The organism is Acinetobacter soli, assembly GCF_000760595.1.
Classification (GTDB): domain Bacteria; phylum Pseudomonadota; class Gammaproteobacteria; order Pseudomonadales; family Moraxellaceae; genus Acinetobacter; species Acinetobacter soli.
In genome coordinates this window covers 13,318-32,533 of record NZ_BBNM01000007.1, presented here as the reverse complement: position 1 = coordinate 32,533, position 19,216 = coordinate 13,318, and the positions used below count along the sequence as shown (strand labels likewise).

15 protein-coding genes are annotated in these 19,216 nt (G+C 41.3%); 4 read left to right on the top strand and 11 right to left on the bottom strand.

Annotated features, from left to right (window positions below; translation table 11 throughout):
* Positions 1–17: 17 nt before the first annotated feature.
* From Aso01_RS09660 to Aso01_RS09640, 5 genes are all read right to left on the bottom strand, one after another.
* The gene (locus tag Aso01_RS09660) at positions 18–1,367 is read right to left on the bottom strand and encodes a dihydroorotase (protein ID WP_004936893.1); all 1,350 of its coding nucleotides are present in this window, start codon (positions 1,365–1,367) and stop codon (positions 18–20) included.
* On the bottom strand, positions 1,357–1,917 hold the full coding sequence (locus Aso01_RS09655; RefSeq protein WP_004936896.1) for a gamma carbonic anhydrase family protein: 561 nt from the start codon (positions 1,915–1,917) through the stop codon (positions 1,357–1,359). Before Aso01_RS09655 ends, Aso01_RS09660 begins: the two co-directional genes overlap by 11 nt.
* Positions 1,918–2,027: 110 nt before the next feature.
* Positions 2,028–3,362 (bottom strand): sensor histidine kinase, encoded by a 1,335-nt coding sequence (locus Aso01_RS09650; RefSeq protein WP_004936898.1) that lies wholly within the window; start codon positions 3,360–3,362, stop codon positions 2,028–2,030.
* A gap of 70 nt (positions 3,363–3,432) precedes the next feature.
* Complete coding sequence (locus Aso01_RS09645; RefSeq protein ID WP_025094897.1) at positions 3,433–4,113, bottom strand: response regulator transcription factor; 681 nt, start codon at positions 4,111–4,113, stop codon at positions 3,433–3,435.
* Position 4,114: 1 nt separating this feature from the next.
* Positions 4,115–5,770 carry a phosphoethanolamine transferase gene (locus Aso01_RS09640; RefSeq protein WP_004936904.1) on the bottom strand — a complete coding sequence of 552 codons (1,656 nt, stop codon included), beginning with the start codon at positions 5,768–5,770 and terminating at the stop codon, positions 4,115–4,117.
* Positions 5,771–6,100: 330 nt separating this feature from the next.
* On the opposite strand from Aso01_RS09640, the gene salA reads away from it, so the two are divergent.
* Complete coding sequence (gene salA / locus Aso01_RS09635; RefSeq protein ID WP_171063729.1) at positions 6,101–7,372, top strand: salicylate 1-monooxygenase; 1,272 nt, start codon at positions 6,101–6,103, stop codon at positions 7,370–7,372.
* Between the two features lie 124 nt (positions 7,373–7,496).
* Positions 7,497–8,387 (top strand): LysR family transcriptional regulator, encoded by an 891-nt coding sequence (locus tag Aso01_RS09630; protein ID WP_004936909.1) that lies wholly within the window; start codon positions 7,497–7,499, stop codon positions 8,385–8,387.
* A 31-nt stretch (positions 8,388–8,418) separates the two neighbouring features.
* On the opposite strand, the gene Aso01_RS09625 is transcribed toward Aso01_RS09630, so the two are convergent.
* The 6 genes from Aso01_RS09625 to areR all read right to left on the bottom strand — a co-directional run bounded on the left by Aso01_RS09625 (position 8,419) and on the right by areR (position 16,239).
* Positions 8,419–9,138: an alpha/beta fold hydrolase gene (locus Aso01_RS09625; RefSeq protein ID WP_004936911.1), complete on the bottom strand. Its 720-nt coding sequence runs from the start codon at positions 9,136–9,138 to the stop codon at positions 8,419–8,421.
* A gap of 30 nt (positions 9,139–9,168) precedes the next feature.
* On the bottom strand, positions 9,169–10,329 hold the full coding sequence (locus Aso01_RS09620; RefSeq protein WP_004936913.1) for an OmpP1/FadL family transporter: 1,161 nt from the start codon (positions 10,327–10,329) through the stop codon (positions 9,169–9,171).
* A gap of 196 nt (positions 10,330–10,525) precedes the next feature.
* Positions 10,526–11,506 carry a benzyl esterase AreA gene (gene areA, locus Aso01_RS09615; RefSeq protein ID WP_004936917.1) on the bottom strand — a complete coding sequence of 327 codons (981 nt, stop codon included), beginning with the start codon at positions 11,504–11,506 and terminating at the stop codon, positions 10,526–10,528.
* A gap of 83 nt (positions 11,507–11,589) precedes the next feature.
* A complete protein-coding gene (gene areB / locus Aso01_RS09610) occupies positions 11,590–12,705 on the bottom strand; it encodes a benzyl alcohol dehydrogenase AreB (protein WP_004936920.1) in 1,116 nt (371 codons plus the stop codon).
* A gap of 27 nt (positions 12,706–12,732) precedes the next feature.
* Positions 12,733–14,187 (bottom strand): benzaldehyde dehydrogenase AreC, encoded by a 1,455-nt coding sequence (areC, locus tag Aso01_RS09605; RefSeq protein ID WP_004936923.1) that lies wholly within the window; start codon positions 14,185–14,187, stop codon positions 12,733–12,735.
* Positions 14,188–14,436: 249 nt separating this feature from the next.
* On the bottom strand, positions 14,437–16,239 hold the full coding sequence (gene areR, locus Aso01_RS09600) for a sigma 54-interacting transcriptional regulator AreR (RefSeq protein ID WP_004936928.1): 1,803 nt from the start codon (positions 16,237–16,239) through the stop codon (positions 14,437–14,439).
* Between the two features lie 283 nt (positions 16,240–16,522).
* On the opposite strand from areR, the gene benP reads away from it, so the two are divergent.
* On the top strand, positions 16,523–17,770 hold the full coding sequence (gene benP / locus Aso01_RS09595; RefSeq protein ID WP_004936931.1) for a benzoate transport porin BenP: 1,248 nt from the start codon (positions 16,523–16,525) through the stop codon (positions 17,768–17,770).
* 37 nt (positions 17,771–17,807) lie between these two features.
* A complete protein-coding gene (gene benK / locus Aso01_RS09590; RefSeq protein ID WP_004925503.1) occupies positions 17,808–19,208 on the top strand; it encodes an MFS family benzoate transporter BenK in 1,401 nt (466 codons plus the stop codon).
* The last annotated feature ends 8 nt before the right edge of the window (positions 19,209–19,216 follow it).

The window sequence follows — 19,216 nt, the reverse complement described above, 5'->3', positions numbered from 1 at the left end:
TGAAAGATGACCCAGATTTATCGATCAATTTCAAGTGCATGACCTCTGCAATTGAGATACAACTGCTGATTGTGCCACGCGATTTGCCCCGATACGATGGTGGTGGCGACGCGATACTGAAAACTTTTATGCTGAAAAGGGGTCCAGCCACAGTGCATGTAAATCGGCTGATCGGCAACGGACCATGGATTTTTTTCGACTAAAACCAGATCGGCCCAATAACCTTCTCGAATATAGCCGCGCTCTTTAATTTTAAATAAATCGGCCACGCGATGTGAGGTTTTGCTGACCATATCTTCGATACGTAATTGGTCTGCCGCAACCAGCTCAAGCAACGCAGGTAGGGCATGCTGAACAAGGGGTAAACCTGCTGGCGCATTGAAGTAACTGTTTTGTTTTTCATCCCAAGTATGCGGAGCATGATCTGTACCAATAATATCTAACAAATCACTTGATGAAACAGCTTTAATCAAAGCTTCCCGATCAGTTTTCGATTTGATTGACGGGTTACACTTGATCAGATGTCCGAGCTGGTCGTAATCTTGGGCATCAAAATGTAAATGATGAATACATACTTCAGCTGTTATGTGCTTTTCATGAAGCGGTTTATTTTCAAAAAGTGATAACTCTTTTGCTGTGGTCAGGTGCAGTACATGCAATTGCGTCTGATATTTTTTTGCCAGCTCGACTGCCATTTTTGAGCTTGCATAGCAGCAAGCCTCATCGCGAATCAGTGGGTGAAGATGCGCAGGAACATTCTCACCATATTGCGTCCGATACAGCGCCTCATTGGCAGTAACAATAGGGCTAGATTCACAGTGCGTGAGTAAAATAGTGGGAACATGAGCAAATAAAAACTCAAGCGCTTTGGGATCATCTACCAGCATATTGCCAGTAGAGGAACCCATAAAGACTTTCACGCCGCTGACCAGCTTTGGATCGAGCTGCTCAATGATCGACAGGTTGTCTGCACTTACACCAAAATGAAATGCATAATTGCCATGACTCGAGCGCGCTGCAATTGCTTTTTTGGCATTCAAGGCATCTAAGTTTAGCGTAGCGGGCTTGGTATTGGGCATGTCCATGAAGCTGGTAATGCCACCTACAGTTGCTGCTGCGGACTCAGAGGCAATAGTGCCTTTATGTGGCGCACCTGGATCACGAAAGTGAACCTGATCGTCAATCATGCCGGGCAGTAGCCAAGCGCCATTGGCCTCGATCTCTTTTGCGCGATGTACGCCTGTAATGGAGGACTGTATTTTGGAAATACGGCCTTGCTGAATCAAAACATCACAAAATTGGCTATGACCTTCATTGACCAGATGTGCGTTACGAATAATCAGGTCGGGTAAGGCATTAAAACTCATTGGATAATGCCTTATATCCTTGAACCAATTCAATGTTGGTGGTCACCACGCTTTCTGAAAATTCGGTAATCGAGACATCAATTGGGGGATACGCCGCCAAGTCGGTTTTGGCGTTGATATAACTCATGGCAGGGACATAAAAGTTAGACGGTAAATCACGTCCATCGACAACGGCATTGTGACGAATGGCACTGTTGTTACCAATTTTGCAATTAAATAGCACACTGTTAAAACCGACAAAAACACGCGCACCGATGACGCATGGCCCATGAATAATCGATCGGTGCGCAATTGATGAGTTTTCACCAATTTGAACGGCTGCACCGGCTTTTGAATGAATAACCACGCCGTCTTGAATATTCGAATTTGCACCGATCACGATCGGTTCCATATCACCATTTTCATCGGTTTCATCTGCACGTATGACAGCGTAAGGCCCAACAAACACATTGGCGTGAATGATGACTTTGCCACAAATGATGGCAGTCTGATCAATGTAGGCAGATTGATGAATTTGCGGCAAATGGCCTGATGGGTTTTTACGAATCATAGTCAATATTATTAAGCAGTGAATAAATGGGAGTTACAATAGTCTGTATTATTGTTATGTTATAACATAACAATAAATTCAATCAAGTCATTCAATCCTTAAATTTTGGCCTAAAATGTTGTTGATTCGTCCTTTGATTCAGGAATAGGCTTGAATTGTAATTGCACGCATAATCCATTTAAAAGATTAGACGTTTTAAACTGCATAGATGCATCGAGTGACTGCAATGCAGTATTGACAATTGAAAGTCCTAAACCACTCCCTATTGCATTATGCTGAGTTTTTTCTAAACGAACAAAACGTTGCAACACATGATTGTATTGATGCTCTGATATTCCCGGGCCATTGTCGTGGATATCGACACAGATCATTTCATGATCGTATGAAACTAAAATACAGACCTGATTTTTGGGTGGGCTGTATTTAATGGCATTATCGATCAGGTTGATAAATATACTTTGCAAGGTATTGGGGCGCGCCAAAATCATCACTTGCTCGAGAGCGGGCTCAATACTGACTTGAATTTCGATTTGTTTTTTACGCGCATTGGCCAATAACTGACCGACACTTAAGCGAAGTGCATTGACAAGATTGAGTGACTGTAGTGGCTCATCTTGCTGAATTTCCTGATGTGCCAAACTCATGAGCTGATCGACCAGATGTGACATGCGTTTCAGACTCAGAGATAGATCATTCAGATTTTCTTGATAAAACGGATGATCTTGTGGTGTTTTAAGTAAAAGTGAGGTTTGTAGCTTTAAAGCAGTCAGTGGCGTTCGAAGTTCATGAGCAGCATTGGCAATAAACACTTGCTGCTGATTTTTTGCCTCATCAATGCGCTTAAACAAATAGTTGAGTTCATCTATGGCTGGGCGGATTTCCATCGGCAAATGATCAATTTTGACCTCTGACAGATCGGTGTAATTGCGCTCTGAAAAGGTACTACGAAGTTTGGTGAGCGTTTTGAGGTGATGACGAATCAAACGATATACCCCATAAATACCAAATGGCATAAAAAAGATATACGGAATCAGCATGTTAAATGCCAATTCTTTGGCCAGATGTCGCCGAACTTTGATTAACTGACTAATCTGAATTTGCTTGTCTTTGGCAGGATACACATAAATTTTAAGTTCGCCGCGGATGGTTTTTTTTCTTGTGAAATATGGGGTAGAGGAGTATGGCAAAATATAGTCGTATTGTTGGCTTAGTTTTGCAAGTTCGGTATCTTTAATAATATCAATAAAGACATCGGTTTCATCATACTCAGCTTTAGGATCATAAGTAGATAAGCGTAATGACAAGTCGTTTTTATCGAGAAATTCCGCCATTTCCTGCATTTGGCGATCGATTACCTCCTGAGATTCTTCCAATGCAATTCGATACGCCGCAATTCCGATAAAAAAAAGCAAAAAAATACTGAAAAGCGAAATGCTCCACGTCATACGTTGGCTGAGTGGTTTTTCGCGATAAAAGGATCGAAGCTGACGGAACCTGAATTTCAGGCCTCGGTGGTCATTTGTCTGTGCTTTCAACACAATAGCCTAAGCCTCGCACATTTCGGATAAAATCTTTCCCTAGCTTTTGTCTTAAATTATGAATATGGACCTCAATGGTATTGCTGTTCACTTCATCATCGCAATCGTAGAGTTTTTCTTCGAGCATATTTTTAGAAAAAATCTGATTGGGATACATCATCATCGGTTCTAAAATGGCCCACTCTTTATTTGAAACATTAATGGGCTGGCCTTCTTTGAGTAGTCGATGTGTATTTGGAAAAAGCTGAATCTGACCCACTTTAAAACTAATTTCACTTAAAGAGGAATAATTACCGCGTCGCAAAACGGATTCAATCCGTGCCACTAACTCATCAAAATCGTAAGGCTTGACGATATAATCATCTGCGCCGAGCTTCAAACCCTGAATCTTTTCTTTACTCTGATCGCGGGCACTGATAATAATCACTGCCAGCTTGTTTAGCTCCATTTTTTTACGAATGTGCTTGAGTACGTCTAGGCCGTCAAGTTCTGGCAAGCCCAAATCGAGTAAAACCAAGTGATAAGTCTGGCGAAATAAAAAATCGAGTGCCTCGATGCCATTTTTGGCCCAATCGACTTCAAACTTCTCATGCTGAAGCAGCTTGAAAGTCGTTTTACCGATCATGACATCGTCTTCTATGTATAAAATTCTGATCACGCTACAGTTTACCTCTGCATTGAGCGGTCAAATCCAAGCTTGAATCCAATACCTGTGTTCGAATATGCAACAAGCCCAACACGGTTGGAAACAAATTATCTTGACTGACCGGATTATTTTTTTGTCCGTTTAAGCACTGCTTGATTGTTTGTTGCTGTGGCCATGTCGTTGAAAACCAGAATAACATAGGAATGTGCGTTTGTTCTTTCGGTGCCATAAAATAAGGCGTACCGTGGAGATACAATCCATTTTCACCAGTCGATTCACCGTGATCCGATAAATACATCAGACCTGTCGAGACCGGTAAAGCATCGAGGGTATGAATCAATGTACTCAGTACGTGATCGGTATACAAAATGGTGTTGTCGTAGCTATTGATCAAGCTTTCGCGTGAGCAGTTTTGAATATTGTTGGTGTCACAGGTCGGCGTAAATTTTTTAAAAGCAGCAGGGTAGCGTTTGTAATAAGCTGGCCCATGGCTCCCTAGTTGATGCAATACAATCAATTGATCTTTTTTGAGCTGTTTTAAGTCGAGCGCTTTAAGATAATCCTTTAAGGCATCGATTAAAATTCCGTCATAACATTCGCCGTCTTTACACTGATTTTTGTAACGTGGATCATCTTTAGGCGAGATGTAATGTTGTATACGATCACATGCACCTTTGCAGCCCGAGTTGTTATCAATCCATGTCACTTCATAGCCTGCGCGCTGTACAATATCTAACAGGCCTTCACGATGACCCGCCAATGCTTCATCATACGCGCTACGCTTCATGCCTGAAAACATACACGGCACTGAAACTGAGGTTTGCGTACCACAAGAGGAGGCTTGGGTAAAATTTACCAGATCAAGTTTACTTAGCTCTGGATTGGTCGGTTTGTGATAACCATTTAGGCTAAAGTTTTCTGCACGCGCTGTTTCACCCACCACCAGCACCATAATTTTAGGTGCATGTGCACCCACAGTATGTACGATGTGTGCATCTTCACCGTATTTGACCAAAGGCAGATCGCGTTTTTTATATTGCCGGCGGGAATAACTCCAGCTACTCGAGATCACATTCAGCGGTGAAATCTGTGCTTTAAGCTCTCTATTTTCGCGAAAGATCGGCGCATATTGGCTATAAAAAGAAAAAAGTCCAGCACCTATGATAAAAAGTGCTACAGCCAAGCTGCCGAATTTACCAATCAACAAATGCTTAAGGTTATTGGCTGGCTTGATTTGAATAAATAAAAGACCAATTAAAGGTACCACAATGATTTTAAGTACCCATAACAACAGCGGTATAGAGAGCAAATCCAATGCTTCACGCGTATCGGTTTGCATGACATTTTCAATCTGCGCGGTATTGACATTTACACCGAGCTGATTGACAAAGTAAGAGGTTAACCCCGTTAATACAATCATGATCACAGCGACAGTTTTGGCAGATGCTCGCCAACTGATCAATTGTAAAAAGATAAAATTTACGCCAGCAATCAGTAAAAATGTGGCACTCATAAACAGTACTTGCATCAAACCGTCAAATGCACTGAGCTGCAAAACTTTATGATAAAAACTGCCATTGGTAAAACTGGCCAACCAGCAAGCCAGAACAGCATTAAAGGTGTGTATCGAGACACGCCATTGTTTGTTTGGTGTTAAAGCGGCAAACATATTTTGGTCTTTAAATGTTCATTGAGATTCTAGGTATATTAGAAAACTCAAAAATTAAGAAAAAATTAGATTTAGAATGAATTCACGATCTTCTCATTGTTAGAAGTTACATATTTTCAAGTGCTTAATATAAGAAAATGGCCATTTTGATCGATCTTTTGTCTTGTAGAAAAGATATTTGAAAATTTTTTAATGGCCATTTGTTTTTAGGTTTTTGTTTTTTTTAGATTATTTAAAATATTGATGTCTGTCATTGAGATCTTTTAATTGGATAAGTTTTGTGCGCTAACGCAAGATGAAATTAGATAAAACAACACTCAAAGGAATTGTGTGATGAAAAAAGTTCGTATTGCATTGGTGGGTGGTGGTATTGCGGGAGTCGCGCTTGCAGCCAACTTATTTAAACAGCCGCATTTAGATGTTTGCTTATATGAAGCAGCACCTCAATTTTCTGAAATTGGTGCCGGAATTTCATTTGGCGCGAATGCGGTTCGTGCCATTGAGCTACTTGGTTTGGCTTCGCAATATACCGCGATTGCAGATCAAGTATCTGCGCCATTTCAGGATGTGTGGTTTCAATGGCGAAATGGCTATAACGATGATTATTTGTCGAGTTCAATTTCTCCTCAGGTTGGTCAGTCTTCGGTGCATCGTGCCGATTTCTTAGATGCTATTTTAGGAAATATTCCACAGCACCAGTGTAAGTTTAATAAAAAACTCAAATCGATTCAGGAGTACGATACGCATATCGAATTGAGTTTTGAAGATGGGACACGCGCCGAAGCCGATTATGTCATCGGTGCAGATGGTATACACTCCGCCACGCGTGATTATGTGCTGCAAACCCATCAGTTTGCTCCGGTACGTCCTAATTTTACTGGCACGTGGGCTTACCGCGGTATCATCAAAGCGACAGAATTTAGACAGGCCATTGTGGCAGCCGGCCTAGATGTAGAAATTGCCGACGTACCACAAATGTTTTTAGGCAAAAACAAGCACATTTTGACCTTTCCGATTCGTCAAGGTGAAGACATTAACATTGTTGCGTTTAAGACAAACGCTGAGCAGCTTACGCTTGCAAAACATACCCCATGGACACGTGCGGTAGACAAACAGGAAATGTTGGACGATTTTCAGGACTGGAGCGAAAGCTGCCGAATTTTACTCGGTTTGATTGAGCATCCGACCTTGTGGGCACTGCACGAACTGGCCGAATTGCCGACTTATCAAAGTCACTCTGGCCGTGTCGTATTAATGGGAGATGCTGCGCACGCCATGCTTCCACATCAGGGTGCCGGAGCAGGACAAGGGCTTGAAGATGCACTCACGCTAAAAGTGTTGTTTGAGCACACTGAGCTGACTGTTGAAGATTTACCGCGATTTTCTGCAATATATGAACAGATCCGAAAAGAACGTGCCTGTAAGGTTCAGCGTACTTCGCGTGAGTCTGGGCAAATATATGAACTTAACTCAGCGCTGTATCCAAGCTTTGAAGCAGTGGGTGCACATTTGCAAAACCGTTTTGACTGGTTATGGCAGCATGATTTAACACAAGACATGTTAGCGGCCCGAGCAGCGCTGTCGCCTGTTGCAACGATTTAAACACTAACAATTTGGCACAAGAGTGTTTTGAACGACTTGTGCCTTTAAAACAATTCTATTTTGAAAGAGTTGAATAAAAGTGTTTATGATAGGATTAAATTAAAATCATGGAAGATCTTAAAACGTGGACTTAAGTCTGATCCGTATTTTTATTTGTGTTTATGAAAATAAAAATATCAGTAAAGCCGCTGAGATTTTAAATCTGAGTCAACCTTCTGTTACCTATAATTTAAATCGATTACGTAAGCATTTAAATAATCCTTTATTTGAACGCACGCAATATGGTGTGGAAGCAACTAAATTATCGCATGAATTATATCCTGTATTTAAAGAGTCGATTTTAAAAATTGAAATAGCAGTCGATGAGGCATTAAATTTTAATCCACTCACTTCAAATAAAACCTTTCGAATTGGTTTATCAGATATTGGTGAAATTTGCTTGTTACCGACATTAATCGAATACTTACGAGCACATGCCCCAAAAATAAAAATAGAAGTAGAAGAGATTAAAATTGATCAAGTCGAAAAATGGTTAATCGAAGGATTTATTGATGTGGCTATTTTTAATAGTACACATTTGGAGTTTAAGCATCTTGAATATGAGACTCTTTTTTTAGAGCGATATGTTGCACTGGTTAATATGAATCATCCGCGAATAGGAAGTACGCTCAGTTTTGATGCGTATTTAAATGAATCTCATGTGGCGATAAAGTCATCTACCGGGCATACTCAGGTCGATCATGTATTAAAACTAATGGGGCATCAACGTAAAATTGCTTTGGAAGTACCCCATTTTGGAGTTTTACAAGGTGTGCTGGATAAAACAGATTTGATGGTAACGCTGCCCAGTCGTGCTGCACAGCAATATTTAAATCAATCCCATGTCCGTGTTTTGGAATTGCCGTTTCAAATGTCTGAATTTTATGTGGGCTTACATTGGTTTGCCCAAACCAATGAACCTCTTGCTCGGACATGGTTGATTCAAACCTGTAAAAAGGTTATTTCAGTTTTGTAAGACCGCGGGCTAAGCCCGGCAGTCTAAACAATTAATCATGACTGGCTTCAATAATTTTAGCTGCTAGTTCTTGAGGGCGGGTAAACATTGCTTCATGGCTTCCACCCATTTCAACCAACTTAAATTCTCCGAGTCGGCTCGACATTTTAGGATGCCAAAAGCCAGCAGGCAAAGCTTGATCTTCGGTGCAGTTCAGGTAGCTTTTTGGAATATTCAGTGCATAGAATTTTTTTAGATCCAGTCGATCATGAAAGGGTTGACAAGGCTCAGGCGTAAGCATCTTGTAAGTTTCCTCAGCCATTTGATCATCTGCATCATTGATGAAAGCATGACGCCATACTTCATAAGGCAGTAGAACAGTATTATCACCCGATGCTGCGGCCAAACTCGTAAACAGCTCGTAGTAGGCTTCTGGCATGTTATCAAACATATTTTCGCCGTCTTGTAAAACAAAAGCATTCCAGTAAATCAGCCTTTGAATGCGCTCAGGAATGGCCTCGGCGACTTTGGAAATAATGGTGCCACCATAGCTGTGCCCAAGCAGTACAATCTCGCTGAGATCATGCTTTACGATATAATCCGCAATCGATTGACTGCACTGCGCGTGAGTCACATTCCGGTCGGCATTTGGGCCATGGCCTGCCACAGTCGGACAGTGCACGGTATGGCCTTGACCACGTAAATGAGTGGCTACAGGTTCCCAGAGAGAACCATCGTGCCATGAGCCATGAACAAGTACATATGTTGTCATTTTGATCGTCCTTTAATGTATTGATCGCGTTTAAAAGTCTTTTGAAATTCCGAGGGTAATCACATGGTTCTGATTACTTAAATTGGTGCCTGTGCTGTTTCCAGTGCCATTTAAGGTTTTGTTCACCGCATATTCATAGCTAAGATTGAGTGTTGCAAAACCAAGATCACGGCCGTAGCCAATAGTCCATGATTGATTGGCGACGGCATTGGCATAAAAATTCACCAATGTGTCTTGAGTATCTACAACTGAGTCTGCATGGCTATAGCCAAAACGCAAATGATCATGAGGTGTGAGCTGATAATCCACGCCAGCTCGATAAACCGTTTGATTTTGCCAGTTAAAAGAACCTTTTTTCCCCAATCCATCAGCATCTTGCCAATTAAAACGTACGATATCGGCTGCTAGAGTAAGCTTTTGATTTAGTTTGTGTTTAATTCCGATTCCATAACGTTCTGGCAAATTAATTCTGCCTTCACTGCGTGCCAATAAATCATTTTTATAGTCATCGAGCTTCGAAAATTTCATTTCAGTGCTATAGCTCGCGCCAAGCCACCAATTGGGTTGAAATTCCCAAGTCGTACCTACACTTGCACCAACGCCATAGGCCCATTGATTACCATGGCTTTCTAGAAAAATAGGCGTGCCTTGTGCATCGACTCCTGCAAGTACACCTTTTGCCCTAAATTGCTGAATGCCTAAATCTAAACTCGCACCCAAACTGAGATTGGGTAAAACCTTGTACGATACCGTTGGACTTGCCTTTACAATTGCCAGATTATCTTTGGCTTTATCGGCTGGAAACCCATGGATTGCAGGCTCATCATAGTCTACTGAAGCACCTGCACCCGTGAGACTTAAACCCCAACTTAAGTGGTCATTATAATGCTGCACCAAAGCCAGACTTGGAATCGGAATGACTTTATTCGAATAAAAGCCTTCTGGTTGATTCAGTAAGGTTGCTTTAGAACGGATATTTAATAACGAAAGTTGGGCATCTGCACCACTGTTTTGAAAAGACAGATTGGCAGGATTATCATGAATCGAGGTTCGATCCATACCTTGAGCAAGACTTACACCGCCCATAGCGCTTGAAACTTGTCCAGATCCAGTATTATAAACGCCATTAAATGCATAGCTTGATAACGGTATACAGCCGATCAGAACCAGAGATAATTTATGAGGAAACATACTCAAAATCCTTGTATTGGATAAGTCAAACCATTTGACTTTTATTTATCTAAAATTATTTAGAGTATTTTAAATTTTAAATGATTGGTTTTATATTTTTAGTCATGTGAGAGTATATATTTATACATTATTGATATAATAATTTTATGGGTAAATTAAAAAGGTTCTTAATAAGAACCTTTTTAATTAAAACTGATTATTTGGCTTGTGTATTGTTTTTTAACCACGCTCTTATTATATTGATCGTCTCTTTCGTTTTATTGAGTACGCCATACATTTCAAAAAAACCATGTACCACACCTTTTATTTCATGATATTCAGTATTTACTAAACTGCTTTTTAATTTTTCAAAATAAACACGACCCTGATCACGTAAAGGATCAAATTCGGCTGTTATAATTAATGTAGATGGAAGATGTTGGTGACTTTGAGCGAGTAGTGGTGAGGCAAGCCATTGATAAGCAAAATCTTCATTTTTCAGATAGATTTGTATCATCTTTGACATTTGTTCGGCAGATAGAGGAGGGGTGTGTTTCTGTTCTTCAAAGGATGGATATTTGTTGTCATGTATTACGGTAAGATCAATACATGGGTAGATTAAAATTTGCCCTGCTAAAGAAGTTCTATACGTTTGTTCTTTAAAAGTGAGAGCAGTGATTGCTGCCAGATTGCCTCCTGCGCTGTCTCCTGCAACATATAAATGGTCTGGATGAATGCCAAGAGCAGATGCATGTTCAAAAACCCACTGTGTGGCATGAATCGCATCATGAGCAGCTTGAGGGTATGGGTATTCAGGCGCAAGACGATAATCGACACTAATGACATTAACATCTAGATCGTTCACCAAATGTCGACAAAGTAAATCATGCGTTTCGATACTCCCTATACACCAACCTCCGCCATGGAAGTAAATCAGTGTTTCACATGATTCACTATGCTGGCGTTGAGTTTTATACAATCTTAAGCGTAAGTTACCATCGTCTACTTGTATCCATAAATCTTCTACGTCTTGAAGTTCAATGAATTGCCCCGCGACGTGAGGACCGAAATTGAGATACCAGTTTCTCATTTCATTGATATTTGGATCATTTAGAGTACCAATATCAAATGCAGGTGCACCTTGAGCTTCAAGCATTGCAAAAAAACTTGCCAGTTGAGGATCTAAACTCTGTAACATGTATTAAAAATCCTTTTTAAATCATTTTGATTTATTTACGATTTGAGAAGTGATGTCTTATTTAAGACATCACTTCTCAATGCTTAACCAATTTTTAAAATGGGTTTGAGTGTGATGCCTTTATGGCTATCTATTGCCGCCTGATTAATATCTTTAAAATCATAGAACTTAACCAGTTTGTCGAACGGAAACTTACCTTGCTGATACAGCGAAACCAAAGCCGGAATAAACTTTTTCGGTACGCCGCTACCTTCTACAACCCCGATAATCGATTTGCCGCCAAGCAATAAATCATTCACGTCAAACGCTGCGGTCGTTCCTAAAGGAGGGGCACCCACCACTGCAATGCTGCCAAGAATACCGAGCGCATCGATCCCTTGTTTCAAAATTTCTGGGCGTCCAGTCGATTCAAGAGCAAACTTTACACCACCGCCTGTGATTTCCTTGATGGCTTCGACAGGATCTTGCGTTTTACTGTTGATAACATGGGTCGCGCCAAGTTCTTTGGCTAACGCCAAACGAGACTCGACAATATCCACTGCAATAATAGTGGTCGCACCACATACTTTTGCAGCAAGAAGTGCACTGAGTCCGACTGCGCCCGCACCCCAAGTGACAAAGCTACTGGCAGGCGCGACTTTCAGCGCATTGATTGCAGCACCTGCACCAGTTTGTATGCCGCAGCCGAGTGGCCCCAAAAGTTCAAGCGGTACATCTTTACTCACTTTTACGGCATTATTTTCACGGCTGATGGCGTAGGTTGCAAATGAAGATTGGGCAAAGAAATGATCATGAATTTTATGATGATCGTGCGTGCATACGGCAGAATGCCCATCTGGATCTCCACCACTGAAGTTTCGTCCAAAAAAATCCTGACAGTAGGCAGGTTGTCCGCTGCTACACTGCTCACAGCTTCCACAAAAGCCATAGCTGAGCACCACGTGATCACCTACAGCCAAATCTTTGACATTCGGACCAATGGCTTCAATGATGCCTGAACCCTCGTGACCAAGTACTGCTGGTAATGGAACAGGATAATACTGATCACGCACAATCAGATCGGTATGGCACATTCCCGTTGCTACAATTTTAACCAATACTTCATCGTTTTGAGGTTCACGAATCTTGAGCTGTTTGAGCTCAAAGTCTGCGCCTTTGCATTCGGTCACTGCTGCTGTGATTTCGGTAAACTTTGTCATTTCTGTACATCCTGTATGAGAAAAAAATTAAAATGGATAGCGTGGCGCCTCAGCCTGAATGGTCATCCATTGCCACTGAGTAAATTCATCTGGATTTGCTGGCCCACCAATTCGTGTTGCATTGCCAGATGCGCCAAATCCGCCAAATGGATTAATCGTTTCATCATTTACGGTCTGATCATTGATATGTAACAAACCGACATTTAGCTGTGCACCGAGTTGCATGGCACGCCCCACATTGGATGAAATAATGCCAGCCGAAAGCCCATAATCCCCCATATTGGCCAGTTCAATCGCTTGTTCATCGCTTGCAAAAGGAATCAGTACGGCCACTGGCCCAAAGATCTCTTCACTGAAAATTGGATTATCTGCTTGCACCTGTGAAAGTACGCTTGGCTCAAAGAACGGGCCATTCGCTTTACCTCCAACTTCAAGGGTCGCGCCGTGTTCAACCGCGGCTTGAACCAATGCTTCTACGCGCTTGCTTTGCTTTTCATTGATCAAAGGGCCAATGGTCACGTTTTGCTCTAAAGGATTACCCACCACAAAGCGTTTGACCTTTTCGATCACGCGCGCTTTAAGGGCATCGTAAATTTTTTCATGAATCAAGATTTTGCCAGATGTCATGCAAATCTGCCCAGAATGCAAAAATGCACCCCATGCAATATTCTCGGCTGCTAAATCGAGATCGGCATCGTCAAGAATAATCAGCGAGTTTTTGCCGCCAAGTTCTAACGAGACTTTTTTCAAAGTTTTGCCGGCATTGGCACCAATGATACGGCCCACCTGCGTTGAACCCGTAAACTGAATGCTGGCAATATGTGGATCGAGTGTGAGTGCTTCACCTGTATCGGCGCCACCTGGTAATACATGCAGTAATCCCTTTGGTAAGCCAGCCAGTTCAAAAATGCGGGCAATTGCGTAACCACTACACACCGCCGTTCGTTCATCTGGCTTAAGTACCACCGCATTACCAAATGCCAAAGCTGGCCCAACCGCACGAAGCGCCAAATAAAGCGGAAAATTAAAAGGTGAAATCACGCCGACCACACCCAACGGTAAGCGTTTGGCCAAGCTTAATTTACCGTTGCGACTCGGTAATATGTTCCCCTGATCTAGCTGCGGAAATGCAATACAGTTTTTAAGCATTTGAATGCTTACTTTCACTTCAAACTGAGCTTTAAGTGCCAGTGAGCCACTTTCACGAATCAGCCAATTGACCAGTTCATCTTGATGCTCTGTGGCAATTTGTACGGCTTTTTCAAATACGGCTTGGCGTTCTAAATAATCGAGCGCCCACCACTGCCGCTGCGCCGTTTGCGCTTCTTTCGCTGCTTGAGCAACATCTGTAGGCGATGCAGAGCCTGTCTGGCCGAGCTGCTCACCTGTGGCAACTTCTACCACACCATAGGGTTGTCCGCTTTCAAACCAACCGCCGTTAAATAATTTTTTGTTCCAAATTGAAGCATCAAGTAATGTCATATAGACCTCGTAACGTCCTGTTCGTGCTTTTTCGATAATTTCGTTCTTACGATTGTTTAAAATCACACAGACTAAAATCGTATGTGTAGTATCGATATCTCACCTATTGCAGGGAATGTGCCAATATTTAAATTATTGTTTTTATTTAATTAATTTTTAAATTTTCGGGTGGTTGTTCAGGGGCTGAACACTATTGAATTGTACATTGTCCAGAATCTGAACAATGTACAGTACTACTTTTAGGATTTATTACTGTAAATACTTATACAGTGTTGTTCTTGAGATATTGAGTCGCTTAGCGGCTTGAGAGATGTTGCCTTTTTCTTGTTGCAAAATGTCTAAAACGAGCTGTTTGGTCATCTGATTCAGTGAAGTTTGAGGCTTATTTGCTAGGGAGGATTGGGGCGTAACTTTTCGTTGCTGTGGTACATGTAAATGTTCAAGATGCGCATGTTCAAGAGAATCATGCGATATAAGCGCCGCAGAAAGTTGAATCACATGAGCCAATTCTCGAATGTTTCCGGGCCAATCGTAGCGCTCGAACTGTTCTTGAACATTGACCGACCAACTGTAAATTTTGGCTTTGGCCAGCAGTGTCTTAAAAATATCAATTTTATCTGGACGGTCTTTGAGTTGTGGTAACTCGATCTGATAGCCACATATTCTGTAATACAAATCACTTCTGAAGTCATGGTTGTCAATCATTGCCAATAGATCTTGATGGGTGGCAGAAATTAATTTGAACTGACTTTGAATCGGCTTATGACCGCCTACACGATAAAAAAACTGATCTTGTAAAACGCGTAATAATTTTGCCTGTAAATGTTTGGGTAAATCACCAATTTCATCTAAAAACAAAATGCCCTGATGAGCAAGTTCGATCAAACCACGTTTGCCTTTGGCACTTGCTCCTGTAAAAGCACCTGCTTCATAGCCGAAAAGTTCAGATTCAAGTAAGTGTTCAGGAATAGCTGCACAGTTAATCGAAATAAATGCCTGATCTTTTGCCGCAAATTCGTGAATTTGACGTGCCAAATGATCTTTACCCGAACCTGTGGCACCCGTAATTAAAATGGGTACATCGGAATGCAAGATTTTGCTTAATTTGGCAATATCTTTAAAATCGGGTGTAGCTGTGCTGAATAGGTGGCTTGTTTTTTTAGTCCTTTGAGGCGTGTATAAACGTGCATAAAACAGCGCTTCGTCTTGACTACGTATAAATTGCGTCTGCTGCTCAAGTGAGCCGAGGGTACTTATCGAATTGAAATAGTTCGAAATGGGCTTATACAATAATTGATCGATAGACGTATTGAGTAAAGTTAGTGCCATTTGATTGGCTTTTTGAATCTGCCCCGTGGCATCAATTTCAATCATGCCAGTATAGGCTGTTTTTAATAAATCTTCTGAATGCTGAAAATAAAGTAGTTGATGCTGTGCTGGCATGTTCTTTTTTATAATTTCATTTTCAACCACATATCCCTGATAAAGCAGGTGTCTTAGCCAGTTGCTGGCCAGTTGTTCACGATACGAGGTGATGTCCAGCGCGCCCAGTATTTTGCCCTGACCATTGAACACAGGTACCGATGCACAGTAAAAGTCAGAAAATTCATTTAAATAATGCTGGTGGCCCATCATAATGATCGGCATCTGACTCAAAATACTACACGAGGGCGCAATACTGCCAAACTGTGCAATATCCAGAACTTGACCTTGCTTTAAAAAATGATAGGGCGAATGAGGGTCAGGATTTTGATATTCGGCAATAATTTTAAATTGGGTATTCAGGAAAAATGTACAAATATTCTGATGTTTAAACAGCGCCCAAATATCTTTCAAAATAGGAAAAACCGTTTCAGATAGACGAATATCGTCTGTGGTTAGGGGCTGCTGTGTCGAAGCTGGAACTGGCGTGAACGGGCTCAAGCCCGCTGCTTTGGCTTTATGCCACATCTGTAAAATGGTGGGATCAAGCTCGGTTTGTTCTGGAACTTGACCCGTTTTATAAAAATAATCTTTAACTTGGCACCAGTCACGACTTGATGAAATTTGCATAGTTTGAATCCTTCAAAAACAAAGAAACGTTGCTCGCGACTACATCAGAAACAACATCATCTTTTCATCGTCCATTGAATCTTTTTTGACTATAGCAAAGATACTTTTTGAGTTGTGTATAAAAGTTGATTTTATAGATTTCAGGCGTTTTATAGGTATTAACATATCCTAAAGGTATGAATATATGTATTTTTGAATATCGACACACGTGATTAAAAAAAATAAATTAGCGATCAATAATTATTTTTATTACATGATCAGGATGATCTTTTGGGAAGGACCTATGCAATATTCAACAACGCGTCTTTATCAGTTTATGCTACGAATGGGGGTTACTTTTGGCATGGTAGGCTGTATCGGTGTGATACCGACAGTGGTCAATGCTCAAGATAACTGGACACTTAGCCTCAAAAACGCTTATATCGATCGTGATTATGACGGCAATGCTGTCAAGGACACCGGTAGCTGGTCGCAAGGCGCTTCTTTATTTTATAAATCTGACTATTACAAAACACCCATCGATGGACTTGAAATTGGTGTGGATGGTTCAGTGCAATATGCGGTTCGTTTGAGTCATGACAAGGGTGTGGCAGATACCATTTTACCTTTTGATCCAGTAAGCCAGGAGCAGGCGCGTGATTATTTAAAATATGGTGGAACACTTAAACTTAAATATGATCAAACCGAACTTCGTGTGGGCGAGCTTTGGCCAGATTTACCCGTCACTGCGGTAGACCGTAGCCGTCAGTTACTGACTTCGTATCAGGGGGTTAGCCTCAATTCGAAACTGACCAGTAAGCTTACCGGTGAAATCGGGATAATTTCTAAAGTATCGCCACGTAACGAAGAAGATTTTCGTAAACTGACCTTCACCAAAAATGGCATCAAATACGTTTCGGACGGTTTAAATTACATCGATTTAAAGTATCAGGTTTTACCGAATTTAAAGCTTGAATATTATTTTGGTAATTTGGACAATCTTTATAACAAACATTATCTTGGCGCAGATTATAGCTACAAGCTTTCCGCTGAGGCCTCGTTGCATACCAAGCTTAAATATTTTAATGCCAGTGAAGACAATAAAAATTACAACATCGATAGCCAAAACTTCGGAATTTTAGAAACTTTGAAATACCGAAATCATACTGTTGGACTGGGTTATCAGCAAATTGTGGGAGATGCTTACCCACTGCCAGATGGCTTTTTACCTGAAACCTATTTCATCAACTGGAATACCACAGGCTTCTTTAAAGCTGATGAAAAATCAGTTCACTTTATCTATGGCTACGACTTTAAAGATTATGTACCGGGTTTAAATTTTACCTTTAAGCATGTGTATGGGTACGACTTTAAGACCGCAACAGGTCTGAAAAACAAAGAGCAAGAAAGCAACTTTATTTTGAATTACGCCTTTCAAAATCCAAAGCTAAAAGGCGTCGGATTCCAGTGGTTGTATATCCCGTATAAAGTCCGTTACGGAACGGATTTTAACGAAAATCGTTTATTTCTAACTTACACCAAAAAATTCTGAGTGCTTGGTGCTAAATCCTTATGGATGGAGGAATGTTATGTCCAGAGAAATTAATGTCAACCAGATGATTGACGACTCAAAGCTCACGCCGTTTCATTGGCGAGTGATTATACTCAGTACCCTCATTATTATTTTTGATGGCTACGATCTGGTAATTTACGGGGTGGCACTACCGCTTCTGATGAAAGAGTGGGCCATTGATCCGGTCACCGCGGGCTTTATTGGCAGTATTGCATTGTTTGGTATGATGTTTGGTGCCCTGATTTTTGGCACCATCGCCGACAAGCTTGAACATTTGGGCGTGAGCCGTAAAAAAGTCATTGCGGTCTGTATTATTTTATTTAGCTTGTGCACGGTATTGTGCGGTTTTTCTGAAACCACCACGCAATTTTCCATATTTCGCTTTTTGGCAGGTGTAGGCATTGGTGGTGTAATGCCAAACGTAATTGCACTGGTCAGTGAATATGCACCGAAAAAATTTAAAAGTTTTTTTGTGACCTTAATGTTTAGTGGTTATGCCATTGGCGGCATGACGGCAGCTTTTCTGGGGTCGATTTTAGTGCCGCTTTATGGCTGGAAAATCATGTTTATGATTGCCGGAATTCCATTGGTGTTGTTATTGCCTCTCATGAAAGTTTTGCCTGAATCGATTGACTATCTGGTTCGCAAAAAGAAAGATGAAACGGTTCGTTTTATTATGACCAAAATGGTGCCGTCGTATCAGTATCAGCCCGATCATGTTTTTGTACTGAACTCATCGAATCAAAATCAGGCACAAGCGCCAGTCAAAATGATTTTTCAGGAACAGCGTGCGTTTAGTACAATGATGTTCTGGTGCTCAATTTTTATGACACTGATTATGGTTTATGCACTGGGGAACTGGTTGCCAAAACTGATGATTGAAGCAGGTTATAACCTCTCGAAGAGTCTCATTTTCTTGTTCTCTTTAAATGTGGGCGGAATGATCGGCTCTATTTTGGGTGGATATCTGGCGGACCGCTACAACGTCAAATTTGTGACCATGGGCTTGTTGTTGCTGGGTGCGATTTCACTGAGTCTGTTGTCTTTCCAGTTTAGCAGTGTGATTTTGTATATCTTAATTGCATGTGCGGGCGCAGCGTCAATTGGTGCTCAAATTATGCTGCTGGCTTACATGGCAAAATTTTATGCCCCAAATGTTCGCTCTACTGGAATTGGCTGGGGGCTTGGCATGGGGCGTGTCGGCGCAATTTTAGGGCCAATCTTGACTGGGTGGTTATTGTCTTTGCAACTGCCGCACTTCTATAACTTTCTGGCACTGAGTATTCCTGCGGTTCTTGGTATTGTCACGGTATTTTTAATCAATGACCGACGTATGTATCAACCTGAACCGATCAGCCCGATTGCCAATCAAAACGACACCACTACGGTGAAAGTGAACGAAGCAGTCTCGCATTAATCTAAAAA